Annotated in this window: 24 protein-coding genes; 11 read left to right on the forward strand and 13 right to left on the reverse strand. The window is 56.8% G+C overall.

Translation table 11 applies throughout. The annotated features are described in order from the left end of the window. Positions 1 to 121: 121 nt before the first annotated feature. From VIN76_RS11330 to VIN76_RS11350, 5 genes are all read left to right on the forward strand, one after another. On the forward strand, positions 122 to 643 hold the full coding sequence (locus tag VIN76_RS11330; protein WP_332041955.1) for a DUF2840 domain-containing protein: 522 nt from the start codon (positions 122 to 124) through the stop codon (positions 641 to 643). Then, on the forward strand, positions 640 to 1,218 hold the full coding sequence (locus VIN76_RS11335; protein WP_332041956.1) for a S26 family signal peptidase: 579 nt from the start codon (positions 640 to 642) through the stop codon (positions 1,216 to 1,218). Before VIN76_RS11330 ends, VIN76_RS11335 begins: the two co-directional genes overlap by 4 nt. Positions 1,219 to 1,220: 2 nt before the next feature. Further along, positions 1,221 to 1,559: a DUF736 domain-containing protein gene (locus VIN76_RS11340; RefSeq protein WP_332041957.1), complete on the forward strand. Its 339-nt coding sequence runs from the start codon at positions 1,221 to 1,223 to the stop codon at positions 1,557 to 1,559. 3 nt (positions 1,560 to 1,562) lie between these two features. Next, positions 1,563 to 2,312, forward strand: coding sequence for a lytic transglycosylase domain-containing protein (locus VIN76_RS11345; protein ID WP_332041958.1), 750 nt, complete (start codon positions 1,563 to 1,565; stop codon positions 2,310 to 2,312). A 259-nt stretch (positions 2,313 to 2,571) separates the two neighbouring features. Further along, a complete protein-coding gene (locus tag VIN76_RS11350) occupies positions 2,572 to 4,302 on the forward strand; it encodes a relaxase/mobilization nuclease domain-containing protein (RefSeq protein WP_332041959.1) in 1,731 nt (576 codons plus the stop codon). A 201-nt stretch (positions 4,303 to 4,503) separates the two neighbouring features. Here the strand turns inward: VIN76_RS11350 and dmeF are convergent, their stop codons facing one another. The 4 genes from dmeF to VIN76_RS11370 all read right to left on the reverse strand — a co-directional run bounded on the left by dmeF (position 4,504) and on the right by VIN76_RS11370 (position 7,088). After that, positions 4,504 to 5,445 carry a CDF family Co(II)/Ni(II) efflux transporter DmeF gene (gene dmeF / locus VIN76_RS11355; protein ID WP_332041960.1) on the reverse strand — a complete coding sequence of 314 codons (942 nt, stop codon included), beginning with the start codon at positions 5,443 to 5,445 and terminating at the stop codon, positions 4,504 to 4,506. Beyond that, positions 5,442 to 5,717 (reverse strand): metal/formaldehyde-sensitive transcriptional repressor, encoded by a 276-nt coding sequence (locus VIN76_RS11360; protein ID WP_332041961.1) that lies wholly within the window; start codon positions 5,715 to 5,717, stop codon positions 5,442 to 5,444. Before VIN76_RS11360 ends, dmeF begins: the two co-directional genes overlap by 4 nt. Positions 5,718 to 5,874: 157 nt before the next feature. Further along, positions 5,875 to 6,438 (reverse strand): isoprenylcysteine carboxylmethyltransferase family protein, encoded by a 564-nt coding sequence (locus VIN76_RS11365; protein WP_332041962.1) that lies wholly within the window; start codon positions 6,436 to 6,438, stop codon positions 5,875 to 5,877. Then, complete coding sequence (locus tag VIN76_RS11370; protein WP_332041963.1) at positions 6,438 to 7,088, reverse strand: cation transporter; 651 nt, start codon at positions 7,086 to 7,088, stop codon at positions 6,438 to 6,440. The genes VIN76_RS11365 and VIN76_RS11370 overlap by 1 nt, the downstream gene beginning before the upstream one ends. 67 nt (positions 7,089 to 7,155) lie before the next feature. Here VIN76_RS11370 and VIN76_RS16275 point away from each other — a divergent pair, with 67 nt between their 5' ends. Then, positions 7,156 to 7,437, forward strand: coding sequence for a MerR family transcriptional regulator (locus tag VIN76_RS16275; RefSeq protein ID WP_414696347.1), 282 nt, complete (start codon positions 7,156 to 7,158; stop codon positions 7,435 to 7,437). On the opposite strand, the gene VIN76_RS11380 is transcribed toward VIN76_RS16275, so the two are convergent. From VIN76_RS11380 to VIN76_RS11400, 5 genes are all read right to left on the reverse strand, one after another. Further along, a complete protein-coding gene (locus VIN76_RS11380) occupies positions 7,415 to 7,792 on the reverse strand; it encodes a copper-binding protein (RefSeq protein ID WP_332041964.1) in 378 nt (125 codons plus the stop codon). The two genes, VIN76_RS16275 and VIN76_RS11380, sit on opposite strands and share 23 nt — an antisense overlap. Next, the gene (locus VIN76_RS11385; protein WP_332041965.1) at positions 7,780 to 10,938 is read right to left on the reverse strand and encodes an efflux RND transporter permease subunit; all 3,159 of its coding nucleotides are present in this window, start codon (positions 10,936 to 10,938) and stop codon (positions 7,780 to 7,782) included. The genes VIN76_RS11380 and VIN76_RS11385 overlap by 13 nt, the downstream gene beginning before the upstream one ends. Then, positions 10,935 to 12,446 carry an efflux RND transporter periplasmic adaptor subunit gene (locus VIN76_RS11390; RefSeq protein ID WP_332041966.1) on the reverse strand — a complete coding sequence of 504 codons (1,512 nt, stop codon included), beginning with the start codon at positions 12,444 to 12,446 and terminating at the stop codon, positions 10,935 to 10,937. Before VIN76_RS11390 ends, VIN76_RS11385 begins: the two co-directional genes overlap by 4 nt. Beyond that, the gene (locus VIN76_RS11395; protein ID WP_332041967.1) at positions 12,443 to 13,678 is read right to left on the reverse strand and encodes a TolC family protein; all 1,236 of its coding nucleotides are present in this window, start codon (positions 13,676 to 13,678) and stop codon (positions 12,443 to 12,445) included. Before VIN76_RS11395 ends, VIN76_RS11390 begins: the two co-directional genes overlap by 4 nt. 151 nt (positions 13,679 to 13,829) lie before the next feature. Next, on the reverse strand, positions 13,830 to 14,258 hold the full coding sequence (locus tag VIN76_RS11400) for a hypothetical protein (protein WP_332041968.1): 429 nt from the start codon (positions 14,256 to 14,258) through the stop codon (positions 13,830 to 13,832). A 769-nt stretch (positions 14,259 to 15,027) separates the two neighbouring features. On the opposite strand from VIN76_RS11400, the gene VIN76_RS11405 reads away from it, so the two are divergent. The 4 genes from VIN76_RS11405 to VIN76_RS11420 all read left to right on the forward strand — a co-directional run bounded on the left by VIN76_RS11405 (position 15,028) and on the right by VIN76_RS11420 (position 19,491). Then, positions 15,028 to 17,064, forward strand: coding sequence for a conjugal transfer protein TraG (locus VIN76_RS11405; RefSeq protein WP_332041969.1), 2,037 nt, complete (start codon positions 15,028 to 15,030; stop codon positions 17,062 to 17,064). Positions 17,065 to 17,066: 2 nt separating this feature from the next. After that, on the forward strand, positions 17,067 to 17,486 hold the full coding sequence (locus tag VIN76_RS11410) for a ribbon-helix-helix protein, CopG family (RefSeq protein WP_332041970.1): 420 nt from the start codon (positions 17,067 to 17,069) through the stop codon (positions 17,484 to 17,486). A 258-nt stretch (positions 17,487 to 17,744) separates the two neighbouring features. Then, positions 17,745 to 18,905, forward strand: coding sequence for a nucleotide-binding domain-containing protein (locus VIN76_RS11415; RefSeq protein WP_332041971.1), 1,161 nt, complete (start codon positions 17,745 to 17,747; stop codon positions 18,903 to 18,905). Next, positions 18,898 to 19,491, forward strand: a complete 594-nt coding sequence (locus tag VIN76_RS11420; RefSeq protein ID WP_332041972.1) for an SLATT domain-containing protein — start codon at positions 18,898 to 18,900, stop codon at positions 19,489 to 19,491. The genes VIN76_RS11415 and VIN76_RS11420 overlap by 8 nt, the downstream gene beginning before the upstream one ends. Positions 19,492 to 19,789: 298 nt before the next feature. Here VIN76_RS11420 and VIN76_RS11425 read toward each other — a convergent pair whose 3' ends face one another. Both VIN76_RS11425 and VIN76_RS11430 read right to left on the reverse strand, forming a co-directional pair. Next, positions 19,790 to 21,295 carry a gamma-glutamylcyclotransferase family protein gene (locus VIN76_RS11425; RefSeq protein ID WP_332041973.1) on the reverse strand — a complete coding sequence of 502 codons (1,506 nt, stop codon included), beginning with the start codon at positions 21,293 to 21,295 and terminating at the stop codon, positions 19,790 to 19,792. A gap of 314 nt (positions 21,296 to 21,609) precedes the next feature. Then, positions 21,610 to 21,891, reverse strand: coding sequence for a hypothetical protein (locus tag VIN76_RS11430; protein WP_332041974.1), 282 nt, complete (start codon positions 21,889 to 21,891; stop codon positions 21,610 to 21,612). Between the two features lie 45 nt (positions 21,892 to 21,936). Between VIN76_RS11430 and VIN76_RS11435 the strand changes: the two genes are divergently transcribed. After that, on the forward strand, positions 21,937 to 22,764 hold the full coding sequence (locus VIN76_RS11435; RefSeq protein WP_332041975.1) for a transporter: 828 nt from the start codon (positions 21,937 to 21,939) through the stop codon (positions 22,762 to 22,764). 292 nt (positions 22,765 to 23,056) lie between these two features. Here the strand turns inward: VIN76_RS11435 and VIN76_RS11440 are convergent, their stop codons facing one another. Both VIN76_RS11440 and VIN76_RS11445 read right to left on the reverse strand, forming a co-directional pair. After that, positions 23,057 to 24,820: an ATP-dependent helicase gene (locus tag VIN76_RS11440; RefSeq protein WP_332041976.1), complete on the reverse strand. Its 1,764-nt coding sequence runs from the start codon at positions 24,818 to 24,820 to the stop codon at positions 23,057 to 23,059. Beyond that, positions 24,817 to 26,625, reverse strand: coding sequence for an ATP-dependent nuclease (locus tag VIN76_RS11445; RefSeq protein ID WP_332041977.1), 1,809 nt, complete (start codon positions 26,623 to 26,625; stop codon positions 24,817 to 24,819). Before VIN76_RS11445 ends, VIN76_RS11440 begins: the two co-directional genes overlap by 4 nt. Positions 26,626 to 26,679: the final 54 nt, after the last annotated feature.

The raw sequence follows: 26,679 nt of genomic DNA on the forward strand, positions 1-26,679 counted from the left end.
ACTATGCTAACATAGAATCCTTCAGATTCTTGCTAACGCAAAGCGGCATTGTGGATAAATCGCGCGGTTCCCGCTGGCGTCCATCCAGACGCAGGCAAACGCACCCTCAGAGGCTCAGCCAATGACTATAAAGGCATCCAATGCGCTATTGTCGGCACAGTCTGCGCTGCCAGATGATTCCAGAAACCTCACCGATGTCGAGTGCATCTGGATCAAAGGCATTCAGGAAAACTGGATACGTTTTGGTAATGCTGTCAGCGACCGGATATTGGATCGCAGACGGCGCGTGATATCCTTTGCGCCGGACAGTATTTTTGCTTTCGTTCGTTGGCGGTCCAATGACTATGGGACGATACACAGCTCGATTTCGATTCTACGCGCCGTGCATAGCAGCGAATCCTATTCGACGCTGCCGCATGTCCGTCCCGGCGGAGAAATATTGTTACATCAATCGGGCTGGCCGAAAGTCAGCCAAGTGCTACAATTGATAGACGCAGTAGAAGAACTGGACCTTGATGCTGCCGATGCCGCACCCGATTACTGGCGTCATGTTCATAGCCGTATTAGCGCAGGACAAGTGCCGCGCTGTTATTCGCTGACCCGCCACAAAGCGTATCTTGGCCGCAAGGCATTATTGCCATGAAACGGCGCACAATCTTTCTCGCAGCAGCCCTGGCTATTGGCGCAATTGCCATAACAGCAACGGTCGCAATGCCGCGCCGCCTTATCTGGAACGCGAGTGCGAGCGTGCCAGTGGGGCTTTATGCCGTGCAGGAAGTGAACCAGTTTCGCGTCGGTGATTTGCTGGCCGCTACGCCGCCGCCAGAGATTGAAGAGTTTCTGGCAGATGGCGGATATATGCCGGCAAATGTGCCTTTGATCAAGCATGTTGCCGCCCTTCCGGGCCAAACTATCTGCCGGATTGGAAGCACGATTACCGTTGATATGCGTGTCGTTGGTAAAGCACGAAAGCGAGACAGCAGGGGCCGCCTCTTGCCCTATTGGCAAGACTGCCTGACGCTGGTTCCGCAGCAAATATTCCTCATGAATACTAATATACCGGACAGTCTCGATGGCCGTTATTTCGGGCCGTTTGAGCACAGCGACATTATCGGCCGCGCTGTCGCCATCTGGACCGATGACGGGGGCGATGGCCGATACATCTGGCATGGTTTTGATTCCTTCACACCACCAATCCAAACCCCCAAAGTAGAATGAACATGACACAAATTGGTATCTTTCATGCAAATGCCGACGGCTTTTGCGGACGCCTCTTCTGCCTCGGTATTGATGCCGAAATCTGCATCACCCTTGCCGAGCATAGTGACAGCGAAAATGCGCCTGATTATCGTATCTATATGGGGCCAGATGACCAAGGACCGGAGATTGGTGCTGGCTGGATACGCACCGGCGAAAAGGCAGGAGCCTATGTCGCAGTGCAGATTGATGATCCGACATTCACGCAGCCGCTGCGCGCAAATCTGTTCCAGTCAAATGGTGAGGAAGGCTCGCACATATTGCTTTGGAACCGTGCCTTCAAAAGCACCGAGGCGAACTGAGTCATGTCTGGCCCGTTCCAGTCTCAATCGGTTCGCGACTTGCTCTTAGGAATTTATTTGGCTGCTTTGCCATTACATAATGGCAGTGCATTTGCTCAAGATACGTCGTCACCAGCGTCAACAAACAACATATCTATTGCCGATCATGTGACCGAGGCCTCGCTACGCTTTGGCATACCCGAACATTGGATATATGCCGTGATGCACACCGAGAGCAGGGGGCGTATATCAGCGGTATCTTCTGCTGGCGCGATGGGATTGATGCAGATCATGCCTGCCACTTGGGCAAACCTGCGGGCGCGGTATCGACTCGGCAATAACGCCTATGATCCGCGTGATAATATCCATGCAGGAGCAGCCTATTTGCGCGAAATGTACGACCAATTTGGTGCGCCGGGCTTTCTGGCTGCGTACAATGCAGGGCCCGGACGCTATCTTGAACATGTCCGAAAGGGCCGCGTTCTGCCTGCAGAAACACGGGCGTATGTCGCCAAAATCATGCCGATGATTGCGAATGGTTCGAGCAGGCAGCTTGCAGTTAATGTGCAGCAGACGGCACCACCGGTTGCAAAACCTTTTCCAGTTCACTGGACGCAAAGCGATCTATTCCCGCCTCAAAAAGGGCAGCCGGACAGTGCATTGTCGCCATCAACGTTCTCATCTCCTACCGCCAAAAATACAGAATCTGCCGTGCAAGCGAAGATCGTCAGCCATAGTCTATTTGTCGATATTTCGGCACGCACTTCCCGCTAATGCTCGAAATCGTATCTTTGCGCAGTTTGGCGGGAGATTTCGCTGTGTTGGGTATGACAGCGGATTTGACTGATTGGGAAGAAAAGGGATGGCAGGATAAAGGGGAACGATGTGCGGAGCCATCACCCCCCGGTCGTTTCCTTGTTTCACAAGGAGTTAGAGAGGACACGCGCGAGGTGCGCAAAAATAGCGCGAGGTGCGTAACTGTCCCAAAGCCATTGCAAAGGCCAGTTTATTGCACCTCGCGCCGTCAAGTTGCGTGAAAAACGACGATGATCTTCGCATCCGGCCAGGACGCATCCGCTCGCGCGGCAGCGAGCGCACCAAACCTGCCATATTCCAGGCAATTGCCGCCGCGAAGCGTGCGGGCGGATTGATCTCAAAGCGTGGGCGCATCTATTCGCCCCGTGCATCGACATTTGGTCGGGGACGAGCAGCCAGTGTGATTGCCGGACACAGGCTAGGGCGCGGTGCACGCGGTGTCATGATCAAGGCGCGGGTGGTCCGGCATTCAGCGCGTTCGTCCCTTGGCGCGCATCTGAAATATCTCCAGCGCGATGGTGTGACCCGTGACGGTGAAAACGGAAAATTATTCGGTGATGAGGGACGCGCCGTTGACGCAGAAATTTTTGCCGGGCGCTGCGAGGATGACCGGCATCATTTTCGTTTCATTGTCTCGCCCGATGATGCGCTGGAAATGACAGACCTGAAATCCTTCACCGGCGACTTGATGAACCAGATGGAAAAGGATCTGGGAACGCGGCTTGATTGGGCAGCTGTGGATCACTGGAACACCGGGCACCCCCATATCCATGTGATTGTGCGCGGTGTTGGAGATGACGGAGAAAATCTGGTTATTTCGCGCGACTATATACGTTCCGGTATGCGCGCGCGTGCATCGGAGCTCATTACCCGCGAACTTGGCCCACGAACTGAAATCGATATTCGTCGTTCACTGGAAAAGCAGGTTGAGGCGGAGCGCTGGACCGATATTGATCGCGCCCTGGTCCGCTCGGCAGGGCGAGATGGATTGATCGACACAGCTCCCGAAGCTGGCATCCAGCCCGGTATAAGCCATGTCCTCAAAACCGGACGACTGCACAAGCTTCAACATCTGGGTCTCGCGAACGAGCTTGCACCCGGCCAATGGACAGTTTCGGGGGATGCCGAGCAGGTTTTGCGTGATATTGGTGCGCGCGGCGATATTATTAAACGCATGCATGCGGCAATGAGCGAGCGCGGTGTTGATCGCGGAGTATCAAGTTACGCATTGGACGCGCCGCCGGGGCAGGCTATCATCGGAAAGCTCGTAGATCGCGGTTTACACGATGAACTATCCGGCAGGGCCTATGCCATTGTCGATGGGATCGACGGACGGACACATCATATCCAGTTTACTGACATTGAAGCCACTGGCGATGCCAAGTCCGGCGCAATTGTGGAACTGCGGCAGTATAAAGATCGGAAAGGCCGGGCGCGAACCGCTTTGGCTGTGCGTTCCGACATGGATTTGCAAAGCCAGATTACTGCGCCCGGCGCGACTTGGCTGGACCGCCGGAATCTTGACACCCGCCCCGGTGATCTGGGCGGCGGGTTTGGAAGCCAGGTTCGCAGCGCAATGGAGGACCGCGCCGAGCACCTGACCCGTGAAGGTCTGGCACGGCGGCAAGGCCAGCGTATTATATTTGCACGCAATCTGCTTGATACGCTCAAAGGCCGGGAATTGGATAGTGCGGCCCAGCAGCTTTCGAAGGAAATCGGATTGCCTTACACGCCGTCCAAGCCGGGTGAATATGTTGCAGGCACAGTGCGCCAGCGTCTTACGCTGGCATCGGGCCGCTTTGCCATGATCGACAATGGCCTGGGTTTTTCTCTTGTTCCCTGGACACCGTCACTCGATAAACAATTAGGCAAGCATATCTCCGGCGTCATGCGCGGTGATGGCGGCGTTGACTGGTCATTGGGGCGAGGGCGTGATTTGGGAATATAGCGGATAGGCACCTTGTGAACCGTCTCCGATTATTAAGCATAACACCGAGATTTCAGAACGGTCAGGTATGTAGGATTATAACAATTGTTTAGGCTCTTTGCCGACTGCATCAACCCCCGAAAAACTGATGTTCCGCGAAAATCTTGATTCCAGAGCGATGAGAATGAAACCATCCGAAATCTCGGCGAGTTTCCCAACCGCCTAAGCTGTGTTCACTTCAACGGTAATGTGAGAAAGTCCAGCGGATTTGACCAGTCTCTCACGATAAACTGCGGGGTTTTTCTCACTTTTCGTACTGATTGCTACAATGGCGGCATGATGGCCCGGACCCAGTTGCCAAACATGCAGGTCGGTGATCTTGTCTCCGGCTTCCTTGACGACCGAGCGGATTTTTGCTGCGACTGGATCGCCCGCTTGCCTGTAATCCAGCATCGTCGCGCCGGTATCGCGCATCAGGCCCCATGACCAGCGTGCGATGACAAGCGCACCGACAATACCCATGAGCGGGTCGAGCCATATCCATCCGTAGATGCTACCCGCTATCAGGGCGATAATAGCCAGAACCGATGTCAGAGCATCGGCCAGCACATGAAGATAAGCGGCGCGCAGATTTTGATCCCGACCATGATGTTCATGATGATGGTCGTGGTCATGGCTGTGTCCGTGATGATGATCATGATCTTCGCGGAGCAACCAAGCACTGACCAGATTCACAATTAGACCAATGACGGCCACGAAAATTGCCTGCGGGAAACTGATCGGGATAGGGTTTGCAAGTCTAACGATACTTTCCCATCCTATCAGTAGCGCAACCAGCGCCAGAACAATTGCACTGGCGAACGCTGCAAGGTCTCCCACCTTACCGGTACCAAATGTAAAGCGCGGGTTTTTGGCATTGCGGCGTGCATAAAGATAGGCAATCGCAGCTATCAGCATCGCAGCGGCGTGAGTAGACATATGCCAGCCATCGGCGACGAGCGCCATCGAACCGTAAATGGTTCCGGCTGCAATTTCGACAACCATCATCACGCTGGTCAGGGCAATAACGAACCAGGTCCGGCGCTCGTTACGTTCGTGATTATGCCCTAAAAATATGTGGTCATGCCTGTCGCCTGCTGGCGATATGCTGTCCGGATTGTTCATTTCAAATATGTCCTGATAACCCGGATCAGATCAGCCGCACCTTGCCCGCGCTCTGTATCGGTATCCGTTTCCGGATTCGAGACATGTTCGCGCACATGATCCTCAATCAGTTCCACCGTGAGACCATTTACGGCTCCTCTAATCGAGGCAACCAAATTGAGTATCTCACCGCAAGGCGCTTTGTTTTCCAAAGCGCGCTCTACGGCTTCGAGTTGACCTTTAAGGCGGCTGACGCGAGCGAGTAGCTTCTTATCATCTGAAGTATGTGACATAATATAGGGGGCTACCCTATATTATAGATTTTGTAAAGACGTGATAGCCGCAGTGGCGGCCAAATTTGGAAATTGTCCTTTACCGACGCCAGAAGCAGAATGATGCCAACTGAGCTGAGGGATATTTCGAAACGAACAATCTGTAACAAGTCCAAGGTCATTTCGAAATTCCAATCCAGCGGGGTACGTCGCTGCAGAAATGTTCATAGGCGATGCCAAAGCTTTTGCTAAGATGCGTTTCTTCAATCCGGACCTGCGCATGGCAGGCTAACGCAAATGTAAGCAAAGCAACCCAGGCCCACCAAATGTTTGCGCTCACGGCAATGCTGAGGCCGATAATTATCATTCCCACAAAAATCGGGTTGCGGCTGAACCGGAAAAGTCCGTGCCGAACGAAAAGCGGCGCGTCTCCTTCGCGAACGCCAACCCGCCATGCCCGGCCCATCTGGATTTGGGAGACAATCACCATAACGGCACCAGCGACCGCCAGTAGCGCACCAACCCATGCAAATTTGGTCACAGGCTGCATTGCGGCTAGCGCACTTGCGATTGCCAGGACGATAATACTGATAGCAAATGCAAGTCCAGATAAACGCTGTTTGCCTTTTGCCGAACCGAATGCCCTTGCGCTGTTACCGGTTGACCGGGCCACAGAGCGGCCGCGCCAGAGCGAAGCAAGGAAGATAACAATCAGCGCAATGAATGGAACAGCCTGTATCATCAAGCTTCTCCAAAAGCGATTTTACGTTTTTTCTCGGATTTCAGTTCCCCGCGAGCCTGCCAAATAATTTGCACGCCGCCGGTGATGGCCAGACCCGCCATTATTCCTGCTACCCCGAGGTCGGGCCACGCGCTACCAGTCCCAGCCACACCAAGCGCGGCTGCAAGGACAGCGACATTGCTGATGGCGTCATTGCGTGAACAAATCCAGACTGACCGCATATTCGCGTCGCCCGTCCGGTAGCGAAAGAGCATCAGGGCGACGCCAACATTAACAATCAGTGCCAAGGTACCGATGAGCCCCATCGTTTCGGCAACCGGAGATGTACCATCAAAGAAAGCCCATAGGGCAGACCCCATCACCCATAACCCAAACAACAATATTGTTGCCCCCTTGAACAATGCCGCGCGTGAACGCCACGCAAGCGCCATTCCGGCTACGCCAAGGCTGATCGCATAATTGGCAGCATCACCAAAAAAGTCGAGCGCATCGGCTTGAAGCGCGCGTGAATCTGCCTGTACACCAGCGCCCATTTCGATAAAAAACATTGCAGCATTGAGGATAAGTGCAATCCACAGGATACGTCGCCAGCGCTTGTCATTCAGCGCATCTCCAGTTCCACAAGCATCGGCGCAGCAATTATCAGACATGATTTTTCCTGGACAAAGTTCGATTCGCCGATAGTTATGCACCCTATTGTAACTATAGGGTCAAGCGATGAAAATTGGAGCACTGGCAAAAGCGACTGGTGCGAAGGCTGAAACCGTCCGCTATTATGAGAAAATTGGCCTCTTGCCGCCTCCAGCACGAACTACTGCAAATTACCGCGACTACGGAAGTGACCATCTGGCCAGGCTTTTATTCATTTGCCGTGCCCGTGATCGCAACTTTACACTAGGAATGGGACGCGTCGTCCATTACCTGGAGCTCCTGATCTCGAAGGCGGCTTGCGGCCGGGCCCAATTATCTCTGGAATCTATTTCTGTGTTATCGAGGTGATCTCGCTGCCGGTATTGGTCATCCGAAAGGCGAATTCGACCTCATCGCCGACGGCGACCTGCCGACGATGCGCCTCATCCGCCTGGAAAGTCATCGTCATCGCCGGCCAGTCGACCGCCGGAACGGGGTCGTGATCGATCGTGATGGTGCCGACCTCGTCGTCGACGGCGGTGACGGTCCCTTCCGAATTGGCCATGCGCATCTCTGCGCCTGAACTCATCATCGACTTGTCGTCCGCCATCGGCATGCTCTCGGTCATCGGCCTGTTCTCCATATCGGTCGCTTCTTCGCCGCTGCCGCAAGCGGCCAAGGACAGCGACACGGCCAAAAATGTCAGCCAGGTTAGATTACGCATTTTTCTTCTCCTTCAAATGGGTTGGACTTGGCAGCCCCGGGGCGGCGCAGCAAGAGATAGGCTGCGGGTAATACGAACATGGACAATAGCGGCGCAGTGATCATGCCGCCAATCATCGGCGCGGCAATGCGGCTCATCACTTCGGAGCCCGCACCAGTACCTATCAAAATCGGGAACAGACCGGCGAGGATCACCGCCACGGTCATCGCCTTGGGGCGCACGCGCAGCAACGCGCCTTCGCGGATCGCGGCGCTAACATCTTCCGCTGTGTGCTCGCCCTCGCGCCGGTCGAGCGCGGCCTTGAGATAGATCATCATCACCACGCCAAATTCAGCCGACACCCCGGCCAGCGCGATGAACCCGACGGCGGTTGCCACAGACTGATTATAGCCCATCAGATACAGCAGCCAGAACCCGCCCGTCAGTGCAAAGGGCAGCGTTCCCATGATCAGCAGCGCTTCATCCAACCGGCGAAAAATCACGTAGAGCAGCAGAAAGATGATCGCGAGCGTGGCTGGGACCACGATCTGCAGCCGTTCATAGGCCCGAGTCAGATATTGGAATTGCCCGGCATAGGATAGACTGACGCCCGGCGGCAGTTCTATCTCGCTGGCAACGACTTGCTGTATGTCCCCCACTACCGAGGCAAGATCGCGCCCACGCACATCGACATAGACATAGCTTGTTGGTCGCCCTTGCTCGCTTTTAAGCATGGGTGGCCCATCGTTTACCGCGATCTTCGCAACAGTTCCAAGTGTGATCTGCTGCCCCATCGGCGTCAAGAGCGGCAGGCTACGCAATTCGTCCACACTGTCACGGATTTCGCGCGGATAGCGCACATTAATGGGGTAGCGCGCCAATCCTTCTACTGTGCGGGCGACATTCGCCCCGCCGATTGCGCCAGAAACGATCTGCTGCACATCGGCAATGTTAAGGCCATAGCGCGCCGCCGCCATTCGGTCGATATCGACATCGATATAGCGCCCGCCCGTCAACCTTTCTGCGAGCGCCGAGCTGACGCCCGGCACCTGTTTGGCCAGACTTTCCACTTGCAGCGCAATCCGCTCCAGTTCCTCCAGGTTTTCGCCGGACACCTTAACCCCGATTGGGCTCTTGATCCCGGTTGCCAGCATGTCGATCCGGTTACGGATCGGCGGCACCCACACATTGGCGAGGCCAGGCACCTGCACCACGCGGTCGAGCTCCTCGACCAGCTTGTCGGGGGTCATTCCTGCGCGCCATTCGTCCTGCGGTTTGAACTGAATTGTCGTTTCGAACATCGTCAGCGGTGCCGGATCCGTCGCGGTATCCGCACGGCCCGCTTTGCCGAACACGGTTTCGACCTCGGGCACGGATTTGATCAGTCGGTCGGTTCGTTGAAGCAGCTGCGATGCCTGCCCGGGCGACAGGCCGGGCAAGGCGCTCGGCATGTAGAGCAGGTCGCCCTCGTCGAGCGGCGGCAGAAATTCGCCCCCCAGCCGCGAGAACGGAATGATGGCTGTTAGAAAGACAAGTGAAGCGATGACCAGTGTCGTCTTCGGTCGCTGCATCACCCAGTCGAGGCCCGGACGATAGGCGCGGGTCAATGAGCGGTTGATGATATTGCTGTCCTCACGCGGGATCTTCCCGCGGATAAGCCAGCCCATCAGCACCGGGACAAGCGTGATCGACAATATGGCTGCGGCGGCCATCGCATAGGTTTTGGTAAAGGCGAGCGGCGCGAACAGCCTGCCTTCCTGCGCTTGCAGGGTGAACACGGGCAGGAAAGATAGTGTGATAATCAGCAAGCTGAAAAACAGCGCCGGGCCAACCTCCTTCGAAGCATCCGCCACAATCCGCCAACGCTCATTGCCCTGAAGTTCGGTATCGGGGTTTTCATCCGTCCAATGTTCGAGATGCTTGTGGACATTTTCGATCATCACGATGGCCGCATCGACCATCGCGCCAATGGCAATGGCTATTCCGCCTAGCGACATGATATTCGCATTAACCCCCTGAAAACGCATGATGATGAACGCCGCCAGCACCCCGAGTGGCAGCGTGATGATCGCCACCAAAGCCGAGCGGGCATGCCACAGGAACAGGGCGCAAATGATGCCGACGACGATGAATTCCTCGATCAGCTTGGTGGTCAGGTTGCTGACCGATGCATCGATCAGTTGCGAACGGTCATAAGTGGTCACAACCTCAACCCCCTTGGGCAGGCTGGCTTGCAATTCGTCCAGCTTAGCTTCCACCAATGATATGGCAGTACGCGCATCGGCCCCCTGGCGCAGCACAATGATGCCGCCTGCAACTTCGCCTTCCCCGTTCAGTTCGGCGATCCCGCGCCTCAGTTCCGGTCCAAGCTGGATATGCGCAACATCACCCAGCGTGACGGGCACTCCGCCCGATGTCGTCTTGAGCGGGATTTGTCGGAAATCCTCCAGTTTACTGAGATAGCCAGAAGCGCGCACCATATATTCGGCCTCTCCCATCTCCACCACCGAACCACCGGTTTCCTGATTGGCCGACTGGACCGCGCTGACAATTTCACCATGGGTCACCCCGAGCGAGGCCATGCGGTAGGGATCAAGCACGATCTGATATTGTTTCACCATCCCGCCCACACTGGCAACCTCGGCCACACCGGGGATGGTCTTGAGTTCATAGCGCAGGAACCAGTCCTGCAGGCTTCTCAGCCCCGCCAGATCATGGCCGCCGGTGCGATCGACCAGCGCATATTCGTAAATCCACCCCACCCCGGTCGCATCGGGACCGAGCGCGGGGGTCACGCCGTCCGGCAGATCGTCCTGAACCTGACTGAGATATTCCAACACGCGCGATCGCGCCCAATAGAGATCAGTTCCGTCCTCGAAGATGATATAGACAAAACTGTCGCCGAACATCGAATAGCCGCGAACCGTCTGAACACCGGGCACCGACAGCATGGTTGTCGAAAGCGGATAGGTAACCTGATCTTCCACAATCTGCGGTGCCTGACCCGCATAGTTCGAGCGAACGACAACCTGCACGTCCGACAGATCGGGCAAGGCATCGACCGGTGTGGTGCGCACCGCCCACATGCCGGCTAAAGTAATCGCGATGGCGGCCAGCACCACGAACAGCCGGTTCGCAATGGATGCGTCGATAATCCGCGCGATCATTGTCCGCGCTTCCGGATCGAGACAATTTGCGGCCCGCTGTCGGCCTGAACGAAGCGGAAGGCCACTTTATCGCCGCGGGCCAACCCCTGCAGCTGTGCAGGCGCCTTTATGGCAAACCCCATGGTCATCGCCGGCCAGTCTAGCGCTGCGACCGGTCCATGACGCAGGGTCACGCTGCGCGCGGTGATTTTCTCGATCGTGCCATTTGCACTATAGCTTTGCGGTTTTTGTTGATCTTCGGCGGCTTTTCCGCTTCCAGCCTGCGCTGCTTCGCCAATGGGACGGACATCGACGCCGCCAAGGCTGGCTTCGGAATCGAGCAGGAACTGGCCCGATGTAACCACTTTTTCGCCCGGTGCCAGGCCTTCGAATATCTCGGTCTGGCCGTTCGCTTCACGGCCTAAGCGAACTTCCGCGGGACTGAACCCGCCTTTGCCTTGCGCCAGCATCACCAGCGTGCGTTTTCCGGTGCGGATGACCGCTTCTGACGGGATCAGCAAAGCCTCGCGCCGTTCGGGCGAGAGCGACACTTTCGCAAACATGCCCGGCCTTAGCTTGAGGTTCGGATTGGGTAGCTCTGCCCGCACGGTCAACGTCCTGCTGTCCGCCTGCGCGCTCGGCAGGATAGTCGTGATCCGGCCTGTGAACAGCTCGCCGGGATAGGCCGTCAGTGTGGCGCGAACGGTTTGCCCGATCCTGACGTCACCTGCCTGAATTTCAGGGATGGCCGCCTCCAGCCAGATCGGGTTGAGACCGGTGATTTCGGCCAGGGTCTGACCGCTGCTCACACTCATGCCGGGTCGCACCGCAAGCATGGTGACAACGCCCGATGTGGGCGCGGTGATCGTGATGACTGACCTTGGACTGCCGCTGCGCGCTACTGCCGAGATCATGCTGTCCGGCATCCCGAGCAACCGCAACCGCTCATGGGCGGCGCGGGTGAGCGCATGGTCGCCGGTGGCGGCCACTGCCAGATATTCGCGCTGTGCGCCGCCCCATTCGGGGATCAGCAGATCAACCAGCGGTGCACCGCGCCGGACGATATCATCCGGGGCAAGGCCATAGGTTCGCTGGACAAAGCCGCCCGATCGCGGCTGTACGACTGCCATCTCGCGGGCGTTATAGGCGATGGTACCCGTCACCGTGGTTTCCGTCTGGAGAATGCCCCTTTCTGCCACGGCCGTGCGAATACCAAGATTCTGCACCAGCGCCGGATCGATGCTGACACCGGCCTGTTCCTCTCCGCCGCCCGCGCATTTGGGCACCAGTTGCATGTCCATGAAGGGTGACTTGCCGGGCTTGTCGAAGCGCTGGCCGGGGACCATGGGATCATACCAGTAAAGCACGTCCTCACAGCCTGCCTCAGTTGTGGCGTTGCCGTTCGCATTGTCAGCCTCGCCACCGAGGATGGACAGGGCATAGCCCGCCGCCACACCGAGCAGGGCAATCGCGGCAACCCCCGCCAAGGTGCGCTGGCGCGGAGATAGCGATTCCGATATCGTGTTCATGGCATTTCCTCCGAATAGGTAAGGCGCAGCTTGGCGGCGGCCTGAACGGCCGCTTCCTCTCGTTCAAGAATTTCTAGTTCGAGCAACGCCAAGGCCGTTCTGGCCGAAATGACGTCAATAAGATCAGCGCGGCCTGCAGCAAAGCTGGCGGTTTCCAGATCAGCCCGGTTGCGCGCCAACGGCAGCAATTCTTCGCGCGCGCGCTGCCATTGGCGGACCGCGCTTCGCCACATGGCAAGATCGGCTTCAAATTGAGCAGTGACCTCGCGCAACAAATCCTCTCGCTCCGCCACAGCCGCCATTGCCTGTGCTTCGGCCGCTGCTATTCGCGGTTTCTGCCGCCGCCCCGCAAACAGCGGCAGTGTGATCGAACCCATGACCGAAACAACATTGCCAAAATCGGGATTGCGCCGTCCGAAGCTTGCATTGACACCAAAATCAGGCCGTTTGTCCGCGCGGGCCAGTTCGATTGCTGCTGTCGCCCGGCCTTCGGCTGCATCCGCCACGACGATTTCGGGATTGCGGGCAAGATTGGCGCGCAACCGCACCGGATCGACCTCAGCGGACGGGGCCGCCCCCAGCGCAACGACACCTTCGCCGGGGATATAGCGGGCGAGCCGCGCCTGCGCAGCCTCCTGATCGGCCTTGATCCGGGTGCTGGCATCAGCAATGTCAAGCAAAGCCCGACGGACTTCGAGGCTCTCGGCAGGGCGCGCCGATCCCGCCGCAACTGCGCTGCGGGCCACTGGCACAAGTTTGCCCAAATCCTCGAGCGCACCCTGCGCTACTGTATGCCGCTGCTGTGCATAGTTGAGCGAAATCCAGGCTTGGCCAGCGGCCAAGACTACGTCCCGGCTTGCCATCCCTAACCGCGCTTCTGACAAACGGATGTCCGAAGCGGCCATGCTTGCCCTCGCATGTCGCTTGGCTAGATTGGGAATGGCCTGTTCCACTCCAACCTGAATCTGGCTTGGAAGCTGGCGGTCGAGATCAAAAGCCGCTGGGCCAGTAATTGGCAGGTTTGCGATCCCGCCCCGCAACACCGGGTCGGGCAGTTCATCGGCCGCCTCGGCGGCTTTGCGCTGCGCTTCAACTTGTAGTCCGCGCGCTTCAAGCAAAGGCTGCTCCACCCTTGCTTGCCGCAGCGCCTCTTCATAGTCGATCTGCTGCGCGTGAGCGGCGGGGGCCGCAATCAGCGCGGCAGCCGGCACCCAAAAAATTTTCCAGTTCATCAATTTTGCCTCGCGTTGGTTCTGTGGCGCGTTGGTCCTGTGGCGGACACGACGATCATAGAACCTGTATGGCCATTAAATGGTCACACAGGAGCGCAGAAGTCCGCAGCAGCATAGGCGCCGCGGGGGATTTTAGCCCCGCTTAACGCTGTTACGCAGAGAGCATCATTTGTGGAGGGGGAGATTCGGGCCGTGTCAGCATACCATGGAGCTTATCTGCCAACGCCGCTGAAAATATCGAAACGTGAACAGGTGGAAGATTGATCGCAGAAACCCCAGAAAGGGAAAGAGGCGCAATACAACCCATGGCAACAAGACAGCCAAGCGTCATATTCTTACAAGGGTTTCCGGTATCTTGCGCTTTCCGAGCATCCATCTGACCGGCATCGTGAGACGCCATCTCGGCGCAATCCATGACTTGGGTCATTTCGCCCTGCGGAATCGCGGCGGCATAGGCCGAACCCTGGACAAACAGACTGAGAAGGCTGCATATCAGAGCGAGGGTTTTGAAGATTGACACGCTCTCTTTGTAAATGAACAATGCCCTTATTGCAACCAAGTGTGCAGTGGCGGGCCGCATTGGTTCGCTCCACTTTGCCTAGGGCGAGTCAAAGCAGGTAGTGAACCGGGCAGGTCTGAATGAGCCATCATTCGCCAGCCAGCGATTCGGCGGGGATCAAACATCGGTCGCTTCTGGACAGCGGAATCGAGGTTGTGAAAGTTGATTTAGCTATCTTAGGCGCGCCCAACTTTTTGTTGGAATTCCTTACATATAGTATTACACATTTTTCACTTACCAAACCTTTTATAGTGTATTATCAAAGAGATGGGGAAGTCTCGTCCCACTCAAAGCCCTGCGCGAATTGCTCACCCTCTCGGATAATATAGAGTAATCCCTTGAAGCGGTTGACGATATTACCAGCAGGCGTCTCACACAAATTGACCAGAAAATTACCGACCTGACAACGCTTCGCTCGGAGCTAAGCCGAGTAATCGGCACTTGCTAACACGAGACGGTAGCCAATTGCAAAATCATTGAGACGCTGGCCCCGCTTTACGGGGAATGAACTGAGCTATCACGACTATGGGATTTCCATTGTCTCAGCAATTTTCTGCTAAGAGGCTACAGGATTGTTTTCGGTTCGCGAAGACATGAACCACTCGTGGAACAGCTTTCGGATCATCTGCAGATCCATTAGCAGCACCAAACCCTGAACATTCCGAAACGATCTGTAATCAACAATTGCTAACGCTACAGCCTGTTTTTATTCGCCAGACATTCCAAGCGTTCGGAAAACAATTGACCATCTCCCGTTCGTGCAATGTGTTTCTAATTTTGGAGACAACATATGCAGGCGACGCGGATATTATGGGGCCAGGTGCTGGCCGTTTTTATCATCATTCTGGCTGGCATTTGGTCAGCGACCCAATGGACGGCATCCGCTCTGGGATTTCAACCCGAACTTGGTGCGCCCTGGTTCATGATCGGGGATTGGCCCATCTATTCGCCGCCGTCCTTCTTTTGGTGGTGGTTCTCCTTCGATGCTTATGCACCGCTCATCTTTGAGCGGGGAGCCTATATTGCAGTTTCTGGCGGCTTATTTGCCATTGTGATCGCCATCGCAATGTCGGTTTGGCGCGCCCGCGAAATCAAGAATGTACAAACTTATGGGTCGGCGCGTTGGGCAAGTAATCGAGAAGTGAGGTTTGCCGGATTACTAGGTGACAACGGTGTGCTGCTTGGGAAATTCGGGAACCAATATCTCCGTCACGATGGGCCCGAGCATGTGCTTTGCTATGCGCCCACCCGTTCAGGCAAGGGGGTCGGTCTTGTCGTACCAACCTTGCTGACATGGCCGGGAAGTTGCATCGTCCATGATATAAAGGGTGAGAATTGGGGATTGACCGCAGGCTTTCGCAGTGGATTTGGCCGCGTATTACTGTTTGATCCGACCAATGCGGCATCAGCTGCATTCAACCCGCTCCTCGAAATCCGCAAAGGCGAATGGGAGGTGCGCGATGTCCAGAATGTCGCCGACGTGCTGGTTGATCCTGAAGGCAGTTTGGAAAAACGCAATCATTGGGAGAAAACCAGCCATGCGCTTCTGGTCGGGGCCATCCTGCATATCTTATATGCAGGAGAAGATAAAACACTCGCGGGGGTTGCAGCCTTTCTCTCCGATCCGAAGCAGCCGATAGAATCCACGCTCAATGCCATGATGACCACGCCGCATCTGGGTGAGGCCGGTGTTCATCCCGTGGTTGCATCTGCCGCGCGCGAGCTTTTGAATAAATCTGCCAATGAACGCTCCGGCGTATTGTCCACCGCTATGTCCTTTCTGGGGTTATATCGTGATCCGGTGGTTGCTGAAATCACACGGCGGTGCGACTGGCGCATTGCGGACCTTGTCGATGGCCAGCCCGTCACCCTCTATCTGGTCGTTCCACCGTCTGACATTAGCCGGACAAAACCACTCATCCGGCTTGTTCTTAACCAGATAGGCCGCAGGCTTACCGAAGATTTGCAGGCGCAAAAGAAACAGCAGCGTTTATTGTTGATGCTCGACGAGTTTCCGGCACTGGGCCGTCTCGACTTTTTTGAAAGCGCACTTGCATTCATGGCGGGCTATGGAATCAAGGCATTTCTGATCGCCCAATCACTCAATCAGATCGAAAAGGCTTACGGCCAGAATAACTCGATCCTCGATAACTGTCATGTCCGAGTGAGCTTTGCTACCAATGATGAACGCACTGCCAAGCGGGTGTCCGACGCGCTCGGCACGGCCACAGAAATGCGCGCCATGAAAAACTATGCAGGCCATCGTCTCAGTCCCTGGCTCGGCCATCTGATGGTGTCGCGTTCGGAAACAGCGCGGGCGCTGCTCACACCGGGCGAGGTCATGCAGTTGCCGCCCGATGATGAAATTGTGATGGTCGCTGGCACCCATCCTGTACGGGCTAAAAAGGCGCGCTATTATCAGGACCACAGATTGCAGGCGCGCGTTTTGCCTGCGCCGACTGTAAAATCAATGAATGAGGAACCGCAGACGGATGATTGGAGCAAGCTGCCTCCGATTACAGCGCCGATTGTGAATTTTCCGGTTAAAACTGAAGACACCGGGAAAGGCGGAAAAATGAAGAAAACTCAAAAAAGCTCCAAGCAAAAACCTGCAGATGATGCCGCCAACGGTGCTTTGCGGCGTGAACCTGACATGGAACTTTATGTTGACATAGCGCCGTCATTACCACCAGCGGCGCCAAATGAATTTGATCTGGACGAAAATAATGATCAGGTGAACGCAGCTAATATCCGACGAGTGACGCGTCAGCAAATGATGAATGCGCGTCAGGCCACGCTTGATCATGATGATGGTATTGAGCTTTAGATATGGCGACCAAAGTCCGCCTTTCCGCCTATCTTGAACCCGAACTGATGGAGGCATTGGCTGCCTATGCCGACCGGCGCGAACAATCACGTTCGCTGATAGCGGAGGCTGCCATCGCGTCCTTTCTGTCGCCCGATGCCGATGAAGCACGTGAAGCAACTATGACCAAACGTCTCGATCAGCTTGATCGCAGAATGAACCGGCTAGAGCGGGATGTTGGTATCGGCGTCGAAATGATTGCGCTCTTCGTAAGGTTCTGGCTGTCCAGTGCTCCGCCACCGCCAGAATCCGAGCGGGCTATTCTGCGCAAGCAAGGCGGAGATCGCTATGATGCATTTATGGCGGCGCTTGGTCGCCGTCTGGCGAAGGGGCCGCTGGTGCGCCAAGAGATTGCTGAGGATATTATCGCTGAAAATTTATGAAACCAAGTGATAGGCTGTCGGATGTATCATTGATAAGATTAAATGACCGTAATTGGGCCGAATCCGGCCCGTCTGCTTTCAGGAGCCGAAGACAAGATCGCGGCGATCCCGGGTAGGGACTATCTCAAGTCCGTTCAAAGAGCTTTTTACCTCTCCACTTCGACCCACAATCCTGTCGATTTTGGGGAACTGCCCAATTAGATGTTCTCATTCTTATTTATATAGTCCAAACAATAATAGACAGCAGGGGATCACAGATTGAGTATCGCGGATGCATTCACGCAGTTTCTTGCTAATCTGGAGGTCGATAACGCCGCGACAATCTCATCTAGATACGAGGAGATAACCTGTTCGCTTAACAAGAAATTTCGCGACACTGAATCCAAAATCGCGAATTCACTACAGGTCGGCTCCTATGGTCGCCGGACGGCAATCAAGGGAATTTCCGACCTCGACATGCTTTACATCATTCCGACGGGTGAGTGGGACACTTATGGCAGCTTCAAGTACCCAGACACCTACAATGGTGGGAGCTGGAAAATCACGAAACCGCGTGAGGAAATTCAGGCGATGAAGGAGTTTGACTTCCAGAAGAATAAGAACCTGCGTAGGCTATGCAAAATGGCGCGCGCTTGGAAGAACAAGCATGGCGTGGGTATGGGCGGACTTTTGATCGACACGCTTGCGCACAATTTCCTCAAGTCCACCACCGAGTACGAAGACAAGAGTTATTTCTACTACGATTTCATGAGCCGCGATTTCTTTGCCTATTTGAAGGATTTGCCGAAACAAGATTACTATGCCGCACTCGGTAGTGGGCAGCGTGTGAATGTGAAGAAGAGCTTCCAGCGGAGGGCGAAGAAGGCACACGAATTGTGCCTCAAAGCCATCGACGCCGAGGGCAAGAACAACCAGAATGACAAGTGGCGCGCGGTTTACGGGCGTTTGTTCCCTGCCTCCGAAAAGCTGATGATAGTCGAGGCCGCTCCGGATCGCGCTGTCCGCATGACCGAGGAATTTGCCGATAACGTGTTCGCTGGTATCGACATCAGAAACAACATCAAGATCGATTGCAATGTCGAGCAAGCTGGGTTCAGGACCGCATCGCTCCGCGAAATCCTTAAGGAGCGTAGGCTGCTTAAGCCCAAGAAGACGCTCAAATTTTCCGTTGTTAACACCGACATCGTTGGCCCCTATGGGCTGTTCTGGAAGGTGCTGAACCGGGGACAGGAAGCAGTCAAACGCGACTGTATCCGAGGTCAGATCGTGGCAGATGATGGGCACAAGAGCCGCACTGAGACTACTACCTTCAGGGGCGATCATGTGGTTGAGTGCTACGCGGTTGTTGATACTGTGGTCGTAGCGACCGATCGGATTCACGTACCGATCGATTCAAACCAAGAGGACGACGATGGATAAGGCCGGCTTGCTTAGGACGATTGCGGAGACCGGCTACAATGTGGGATTCGGCGCGAAGAAGACATTCGCGACTTTTGACATTGTGGAAAAGGGGCCTGGGTGGATCGGCTTCGTCTCGCTCGCAATTGGTGTTTACGCGCTCTATGTGGACGCGCTGGCTGCTAAGCTGCCCTCCGCAACATTAATCATCGCTGGTATCGCCGCGCTCTACATTTCCTTCTACAGAAGCGGGGAATACCAGAACGCTGGGAACGAGCAAATCAAGCTTTTTAATCGTTTGCGCGATCTGTATCGGGAGGTGGATGGAAACGCTGACATTTCGGTGTCTCAGGCTAAGCTCGCTCAGATCGAAAGCGAGTTTTATGCGGTTACAATCAGCAAACAAATCTTCCTCAGCGATTGGTACGCGCACTATAAGTTTTTCGCGCAGACTCAGATCAGATGGATGGACGAGCAGCTAAACTTCAATGTGTGGAAGGACATGATCCCGCTTTCCGCAAAGATTGTCATTATTTTCTCGGTCCTCGCGATCATCGGTTGCATAATCAGCAGCTTTTTAGTCGGATACCCGCTCTTGTGTAAGTAAAGTGTTCTTCCTGAGTGCTGGAGACCAATTTCTAAGCAAGCCGGGAGGCAGTTGGGGGACTTCGCTACGCATGTTGCCCTGTTGTTCAATGCGGCACCGTGATGTTCGCTTCTATGATCGCACCGACCCGCTGAGGTAACAGGTTTTGGGATCAACGGTGACACGCAGGAACGGTGTCAATTGGGTGCTTAGTAGACTGGCGGTTTGTAGGCCGTGCCCGAGCAGTCAGGTTTCGGGGCGAAACGCCACCGAAGCAAACATTCACCGCACGAAGGCTGCATGACTAGGTCGGATAGCCCTACGGTTCGGAGTTCGGCGAAATGTTGGGAATGAGCTTCGCCCGCTCCCTGGCGTTCCGCGCCCTGTCTGGGTCATCCGTCGCCTCGACCGATTGAACGCAGGCCGCGACGTAGTCAGTTGGCACCCCATGCTCGGCGCAGCCTGCCAGCACAAAGTCCTTGTACCAGCTGTAGGGTGCGAGGCTGTCATCGATGGCATTCGGGCTGGCGAGATAGGTAAGCACCTTCCGCCTGCGCCCCTTATCGTTGACGACGGTGACTGTCGCGTGTTCATAGCCGTTGCCGACGCCCTCCGCCTTGTCGAGTTTCGCTCGCTCAACAGGATCGAAGCTAAACAGGACTCCGACCACACTCCGACCATCGTCCACGGCGAAAGCGTTGCACTTCCCTGACTTGTCCTTGCTCCGCTTGTGGAAACGAAGCACGTGGCCCGGAAGCGTCGCGATGCCTAGCGGCTTGCAACTCGGCATGCGCTCGCGCAGCCGGGCGGTCGCCATGTTGGACCCATAGGCGAAATAAACGACGTGCTCCGGTGGCCCCGCCTCCGCATCCGCGAGCGGCTCGATCGGTGGATCGCTTGGCTTCACGATCGTGCGCAGCGGCGCCGTCATGATGCTGTGTTCGTGTGTCAGCTCGCCTTCGCGCATGATTATGGGGCGTCCAGCCTCCGCGCCGAGAACCGGGACGGGACGGCCGGTCCAGTCGCACTCGGTACAAGTCGGTCGCTCCCACACCACGTCGGGCGCAGTGCTGTTCTCACCACACTCAGGCTCCAGATGTGGCGATCCACATTGCGGGCACTCCTCCGGGACCCCTCGCAGCACCCGCAGGATTTGCGTCGTCGCCATGTTCACCGCCTGCTGAGTCAATGCATGCGCCATGTCCGCGTCGAGCCATGTCGCGGACTTGGCGTGCGTCAGCCAGTTGGTGAAGGTCCATGCGGATTCGAGTGTCTGCTTTATCGCTCCCCGACGCTCCTTGTTCGTTTCGCTGGGCAGGAGATCGTTGAAAATGATGTCCGTCCACGCGCGGAAGTTTGCGCTTTGTGGCGGCGAGTCCGTCCAGACCGCCGCGTCCTGCGCCGCACTTATCAAGGCAAGCAGGGTCTCGCGGCACCGTACACCGACGGCCTGGTAGTCCGCGAGATTGTGCGCTTGAGACATCGCGTCGCCGACTTCTTCCATCTTCTCGAGCACCGGCTCGAACGGGAGGATGCGAACATCATTCTCCCGCTGCTCCACCGTTCGCGGGATCCGGAGCATCAGGCCGATATGGAAGGTGAGTGCCAGATCCATGTTGGGAAACTGCGCCTGAGAGTAGAGGTTCGTGCCGCCCGTGATGATCCACCAGCGATCCTTGATGGTGTGAATGTCCCACACGTCATGACGTGTGTTTAGGACGGCCTCGGAATAGACCTTCTGCAGGAAGGTGACTTGGAGATCGGGCGCCTGCCATTCGAAATATTCCCGGACTTCCTCGGTCTCCGCCTCGGTCGCTTTCAGCATGCTCGGCCCCCTGCGATGGCACGCCGCGCCCCTCTGCCGGGGACCGGACAATCGCGGCAATAGCGTAGTATGGTTTAGTTTCTAGCATTCGCGCGGGGACGCTGCAAGGTTGTTGATCAGCGCGAAAAACCGACGGACTGCAACTGGAAAGCAAATCACAGCTGGGGAATGGCAGACAATGGGAAGGATTTCAGACCGGCGGGAATTGGGCCGGTTGCGGAAGGTCCACTTTTGTAAAACAAACCCCCGGATCGCCAGGGGCGGTCCGAGGGTGGTTGTTCCTCGCGGGCTAAAGGGACAACGAGGAGGTCATATTATTGTGCGGCTTCCTTCTGGCTTGCGGCAGTATCTTTAATCTGACCTTCGCTCATTGCCGAAACAAGAGTGTTGCCACTGCCCGAGAAATTTGCTGCAGGGAGCATTGCCGTCGCGCTATCGACCTTGACCAGCAATTCTTCATGGGCATCGGCGATCACGCCGCGCACCTTGCCCAGACGGTTTATCGGCAGGCAGGAAGCGAAGGTGCACGGTTGGCAGTAGGCGCGAAAGATATTTGCCGCAGCATGGATTAAAACGCGCGCATCACTCGTTGTCACCGTGAAAGCCCGGCTAGCGTTGCCGGGTTCGAGTGGAGACAGTCCATGCGCACAAGTCCAATCATCGCTATTCTTCTCGCCGCCACCGCGCTGCCAATGTCCACCCAAGCCTCCGCACAGACGCAAGAGCAGGGGCCCCGACCTTCGCCACACGACGATCAGTCAGGCGAGGTTTTCGCTGGAGTGGATTACCAGCAGGGTGATTATGGAACCGGCGCGAAAGTCGATATAGTTTCGACGTCGGTCGGTTTCGCTGTGCGCAAAGGGCGTGTGCGGCTGGCTGCCGCCATTCCTTACCTGCGGACCACCGCGCCGGTTGATGTCGTGGTCAGCCAGGGTGGTTTGTTCGGTACGCCGCTTCTCGCCAGCGGCAGCAATCAGACTGTGCGGACCAGCCGCGAAGGGCTTGGCGATGCGACATTGCAGGCCGCCTATGACATACCCATGGCCGGATTTGCCGCCACGCTCGGTGGCGGGGTGAAATTGCCGACGGCCTCACGCGCCAAGGGGCTTGGTACCGGAAAAGTCGATTACGCGGTCAATGCTCAGGTCGCTCGCCCCTTGCGCGGCGGTATCACGCCGTTTGCCTCTGTCGGCTATACCATCCTTGGCAAGCCGGATGGCTTTGCGGTGCGCAACACTTTGTCCGGGACCGCGGGAACGCGCGTGGCGCTTTCTTCGCAGACATCCGCGGTGTTGTCCTATTCTTATGAACAATCGGCTTCACGAGCGCTGGCCGACCGCCAGAGCATTGGAGTTGGCTTTGGCATCCCCCTCGGACACAAATTGCAGCTTGGCCTTCAGGGCGAAGCTGGATTAAGCCGGGGCGCACCCGACATGAAACTGGGTTTGCGTCTCGGTGCCGGTTTCTAGGCGTGGGAGGACCGGGTGCAGAGATACCCGGCGACTTCAGCGAAGCGGGGTGATCGGACGGTCGGTGGGTAAATATATCATGGCAAGTTCCTCTGGTTGAAAGGAACTCCATGATCAGAAACCGACTCCGCCCTGCTCAAAGTTGATGAATATAACTCTCGCCAATCCCGCGAAGCAGGTTCGTGCACCGGGCCGGTTGCGGACAGTCTGTTCTTCGCTACCCATTCCTGAGAAGCGGTCGTTCGGCTACGACCACATGCCAGCCATCGAACGAAGAGCAACATGCGGGCGCTCATCCAAGGCCAGCCTCCGTTATGAAGGGGGTAGGGGTGTTCTTCCAGTGAGACTGATCAGACGCTACGACGAGGACGCGTTTGGCTCGGGTCAGCCCGACGTAAAACAGCCGCCGTGCCTCGTCATAGGCCTCTTGCGTCGATGTCGAGAAATGCGGGATACTGCCATTGTTCATGCAGATCAGGGCGACGCCATCGAATTCGCGCCCCTTGGAATTGTGAAGCGTGATCAGTTTGAGCGCTTGCTCGGGATTAGCGAATAGGCCCATATCGGAGATTAGCAGATTCGCGAGATCGACCTTGCTGGCCTGCATGTCGGACAACATATCCTCGGCCGAATCGATCAGCGGCTGTTTGGCGCTGCCCGGCAACCATTCCTCACGTTCGAGATAGTCACCTGCCTCGCGGGCGATGGCACGCAGCCAAGCGACGCCGCCGGGATGCTGGTCGGCAAGTTCGCGAGATAGATAGATCAGGCCGAGCGCGACGCGACGCCCCTGATAGCTGAACATGTCGTAGCGCGAGTCCCCGGTGAGATCACCGATGAGCCGAAACAGTGCTCGCTCGACACCCGGGAGTCCGAGGAAATTGCCGGCCTCAGCGCAGGCTCCAAGTTGCTCGGCAAGTCCGGCAAGCAGACGTCGACGCTTGTAGGGGCGTGCACCCGGACCGAAGACTGGGACGTCGAATTCGCGGAGGGCGCGGGCGACGGGGATTAGATGCGTCCACCATGGTGCAAGGATCGCGGCCTTGCCGAGCGGGATGCCGGCATCCTGCAGGGCGGGCAGGAAATGGTCGGTGATGGCGTCGATCGGCCGGCCGACATGGACGTAGTTCACTTGCGCCGCGAGCTGGGCTGCATCGCCCGCCGACTGCATCACCGGCACGGTCGGGATGAGTGTTGATGCAGTGCTGACTATCGCTGGCCCGCATCGGAAGTTGCCGGTCAAGGCCGTGTCGCGGTGCGCGTCGATCTGATCGCCGAACTGCTCGGCGAGTTCGGAGCGAGCGCCGGCGAAGCGCATGATCGACTGGTTCTGGTCACCGACGAGAAAGAATCGCGTGTGGAGGAAATGCCGGAGCGCGCCGAAGATGGCAATCTGGATGTCTGTGGTGTCCTGGAATTCGTCGATGAGCAGCCAGGCAAAGCGGCTCGCGATGCCGCGTCCGACGAACGGGTGCTGTTCGAGAATCTTCCAAGAGTAGTGGAGGATCATCGCGAAATCGAGGTGTCCGTGGGCGCGGACCCGCTCCCAATAGAACGCGGCGGATTCGTTGGTGACGATGCCGGTCTCGATACCTGGGCCACAGGGTTCGCCGTTCATGTCGATGCGAAGCGATTCATAGTCCTCGAACACCTGCCCGGCGGGCATGCGACCGAAGGCGTCCTCGACCGCCGTCACGATCTGCTCGAACAGGCTTTTCTCGCGGGAGAGCACCTGAAACGACGCCGGCACTTCGGGAATCAGCCAGCTATAGGGTCGCAGGATGAATTGCAGGCAGAAAGCATGGATCGTGGAGATTTCACAGCGGTCCGCGATCGCGTTGTTGCCGTAGGTGCGCAACCGGGCCTCGATCTCGTCGACCGCGGCATTGGTATAGGTGATGCAGCCGATGAACTGGGGCGTGCCGACGACCTGATCGGCCAGCGTTAGCAGCTTGGCGAGAATGACCCGCGTCTTGCCGCTGCCTGGGCAAGCCGTCAGCAGCAGATTGCCGTCATGTTCGACCGCCTCGCGCTGTTCGGGGGTCAGCCGGATCATTCGGTGAGCCACTCATAGGCCTGCTCGATATAAGGCGGCAGATCAGTCGCGAGATTAGCGTAGCGCGCTGCTATCTGCGCGAAGCGCGCTTTGCCAAAACGCTTGGCGGTATTGAGCGTGATACGGCCAAGCTCGACGCGCAGCGCCGTCTCTTCGGCGAGGCCCAGTCCTCCGAGCGTGAGAGTTGCGAGCCCATTCTCCATCTGCTCAAGGATCTGTGTCGCGCCGAGAGCACGAACGGTCTCGATCAGCATCGGCAGGCGCCCGACCGATACCAGTTCGCGTTCGAAAGTGGTGGCACCCGCGAATGTGGACACAAAGTCGCTTTCCAGTGCTACCAGATCAGAGGCGTCGGTTTCCGGATCGAAGTCCTCTGCGTCGGACGGCTTCATGTCAGCATCGGCCACAATGGCGCATTTCTTCTCGAGCGAGCCGGCGCGGAACAGCTTGGCATAGACGTCGAAATGGACGCCATGAATCGCGATAACCGAGATGCCGAGCCGCTCGAGCTTCACGCCGTACACCTGCTCGATCAGTGCCGGGATGAGGAACATCTCGGCTGGCCCTTCAACCAGCATGACCTTGCGGGCGTAGAGCAATGCGCTCTTGGTTGCGTCGAGATAGCGTTCGAGATCGGCAATCTCTGGCACGGTCAGCGCCGCATTGAGCGCGAGATTGCCCGCAGCAATGGTCGCGTCCTCGCGCTTGGTTAGCGATACAATGCTGCTCAGCGGAACTTGTGAGGTCACCTGGGTGCTGTGACTGGTCAGGATAGTCTGCACGCCGGTCGCGCGCAGCGCCGCGATCAGCGAAAATTGCAGCTGGGGATGGAGATGCGCTTCGGGCTCCTCGATCAGGATCAACTGGCCGGCCGAGCGGGAGAGGGCGATCCGCCGCTGGAGATATTCCATAAGGATCGCGATATAGAGAATGTTGTTCATGCCAAGACCGTTGCGGCTGGGTTCGAATGAGGTGAGTGACAGGTCCGACAGAATGATTTTCAGGTTGCGGATAATCGCGCGGAAGGTCGCGGCGGATAGGCCGAGTGTGGCGTCCATCTCGAAGGCGGGACCAGAGACATCCTTGAACCGCGCGTCGATTGCCCCTGCTATCTCGGCGATAGTCGCCGATTCCGCGATTGCCTGATTGGCCTGGTCGAGGATAGCAATCAGGGCATCCTGCTCGGCCGCATCGATCTCGAATGCCTCGATCAGGCGGATAAGTGGTGACTGGCGGGGATTGCGCAGGTCGTTCTCGACATCGCGGAGTGCGGGCAGATGAACAAGAAGGTAAGATTGCAGGTCGGCGAAGCGTACGGACTCGCCGATCCCCTCGTCATCCCAGGCAATGTCGGTGAGGTCGATCGCAGGATCACCGCCACCGCGGATTTCGTACTGATAGTCCTCAAGAGTCAGCGTCCCAGGTGCGATGTCGCCACTCGCAAGCTGCTCCCGAATGGCCGGACGCGGCCGGAAACGGTAGAATATGCGCGCGCGATCCGCGGCGGTCTTCCAAGTGCTAACCAGCGCCTCTTCGTTAACCCTGCCCTCGAACCCAGTCAACTCAATGCCGATCAGAACCTGGCTTGGCTCGGCAATATCTATAGCGGAGTGGATATCCTCGCGCAGCAGTGACCGGAAACTCGACGGCAACATATTGTCGAGACAGATCTGGATCGCGCGCAGGATCGCGGTCTTGCCTGTGTTGTTCTCGCCAATGATGCAGCACAGATCATCAGCGACATTCACGTCAAGCGACGCGAAGGTGCGAAAGTTGTGAATCACGATTCGAGCTACCCGCATCATCTCCACCCTATTGTTGAGCAGCAAAATGACGCCGCGATATGTTATTGAATTAAA

It is taken from the genome of Parasphingorhabdus sp. (assembly GCF_036568145.1).
GTDB lineage: Bacteria > Pseudomonadota > Alphaproteobacteria > Sphingomonadales > Sphingomonadaceae > Parasphingorhabdus.

Excerpts from the sequence above, each read along its gene's own strand:
- VIN76_RS11380 (WP_332041964.1), bottom strand. The coding sequence starts at position 7,792 with ATGCGTAATCTAACCTGGCTGACATTTTTGGCCGTGTCGCTGTCCTTG.
- VIN76_RS11425 (WP_332041973.1), bottom strand. The coding sequence starts at position 21,295 with ATGCTGAAAGCGACCGAGGCGGAGACCGAGGAAGTCCGGGAATATTTC.
- VIN76_RS11410 (WP_332041970.1), top strand. The coding sequence starts at position 17,067 with ATGGCGACCAAAGTCCGCCTTTCCGCCTATCTTGAACCCGAACTGATG.
- VIN76_RS11405 (WP_332041969.1), top strand. The coding sequence starts at position 15,028 with ATGCAGGCGACGCGGATATTATGGGGCCAGGTGCTGGCCGTTTTTATC.
- VIN76_RS11365 (WP_332041962.1), bottom strand. The coding sequence starts at position 6,438 with ATGATACAGGCTGTTCCATTCATTGCGCTGATTGTTATCTTCCTTGCT.
- VIN76_RS11390 (WP_332041966.1), bottom strand. The coding sequence starts at position 12,446 with ATGAACACGATATCGGAATCGCTATCTCCGCGCCAGCGCACCTTGGCG.
- VIN76_RS11400 (WP_332041968.1), bottom strand. The coding sequence starts at position 14,258 with ATGCGGCCCGCCACTGCACACTTGGTTGCAATAAGGGCATTGTTCATT.
- VIN76_RS11335 (WP_332041956.1), top strand. The coding sequence starts at position 640 with ATGAAACGGCGCACAATCTTTCTCGCAGCAGCCCTGGCTATTGGCGCA.
- VIN76_RS16275 (WP_414696347.1), top strand. The coding sequence starts at position 7,156 with ATGAAAATTGGAGCACTGGCAAAAGCGACTGGTGCGAAGGCTGAAACC.
- VIN76_RS11420 (WP_332041972.1), top strand. The coding sequence starts at position 18,898 with ATGGATAAGGCCGGCTTGCTTAGGACGATTGCGGAGACCGGCTACAAT.
- VIN76_RS11340 (WP_332041957.1), top strand. The coding sequence starts at position 1,221 with ATGACACAAATTGGTATCTTTCATGCAAATGCCGACGGCTTTTGCGGA.
- VIN76_RS11360 (WP_332041961.1), bottom strand. The coding sequence starts at position 5,717 with ATGTCACATACTTCAGATGATAAGAAGCTACTCGCTCGCGTCAGCCGC.
- dmeF (WP_332041960.1), bottom strand. The coding sequence starts at position 5,445 with ATGAACAATCCGGACAGCATATCGCCAGCAGGCGACAGGCATGACCAC.
- VIN76_RS11440 (WP_332041976.1), bottom strand. The coding sequence starts at position 24,820 with ATGATCCGGCTGACCCCCGAACAGCGCGAGGCGGTCGAACATGACGGC.
- VIN76_RS11435 (WP_332041975.1), top strand. The coding sequence starts at position 21,937 with ATGCGCACAAGTCCAATCATCGCTATTCTTCTCGCCGCCACCGCGCTG.
- VIN76_RS11395 (WP_332041967.1), bottom strand. The coding sequence starts at position 13,678 with ATGAACTGGAAAATTTTTTGGGTGCCGGCTGCCGCGCTGATTGCGGCC.
- VIN76_RS11330 (WP_332041955.1), top strand. The coding sequence starts at position 122 with ATGACTATAAAGGCATCCAATGCGCTATTGTCGGCACAGTCTGCGCTG.
- VIN76_RS11345 (WP_332041958.1), top strand. The coding sequence starts at position 1,563 with ATGTCTGGCCCGTTCCAGTCTCAATCGGTTCGCGACTTGCTCTTAGGA.
- VIN76_RS11445 (WP_332041977.1), bottom strand. The coding sequence starts at position 26,625 with ATGATGCGGGTAGCTCGAATCGTGATTCACAACTTTCGCACCTTCGCG.
- VIN76_RS11370 (WP_332041963.1), bottom strand. The coding sequence starts at position 7,088 with ATGTCTGATAATTGCTGCGCCGATGCTTGTGGAACTGGAGATGCGCTG.
- VIN76_RS11385 (WP_332041965.1), bottom strand. The coding sequence starts at position 10,938 with ATGATCGCGCGGATTATCGACGCATCCATTGCGAACCGGCTGTTCGTG.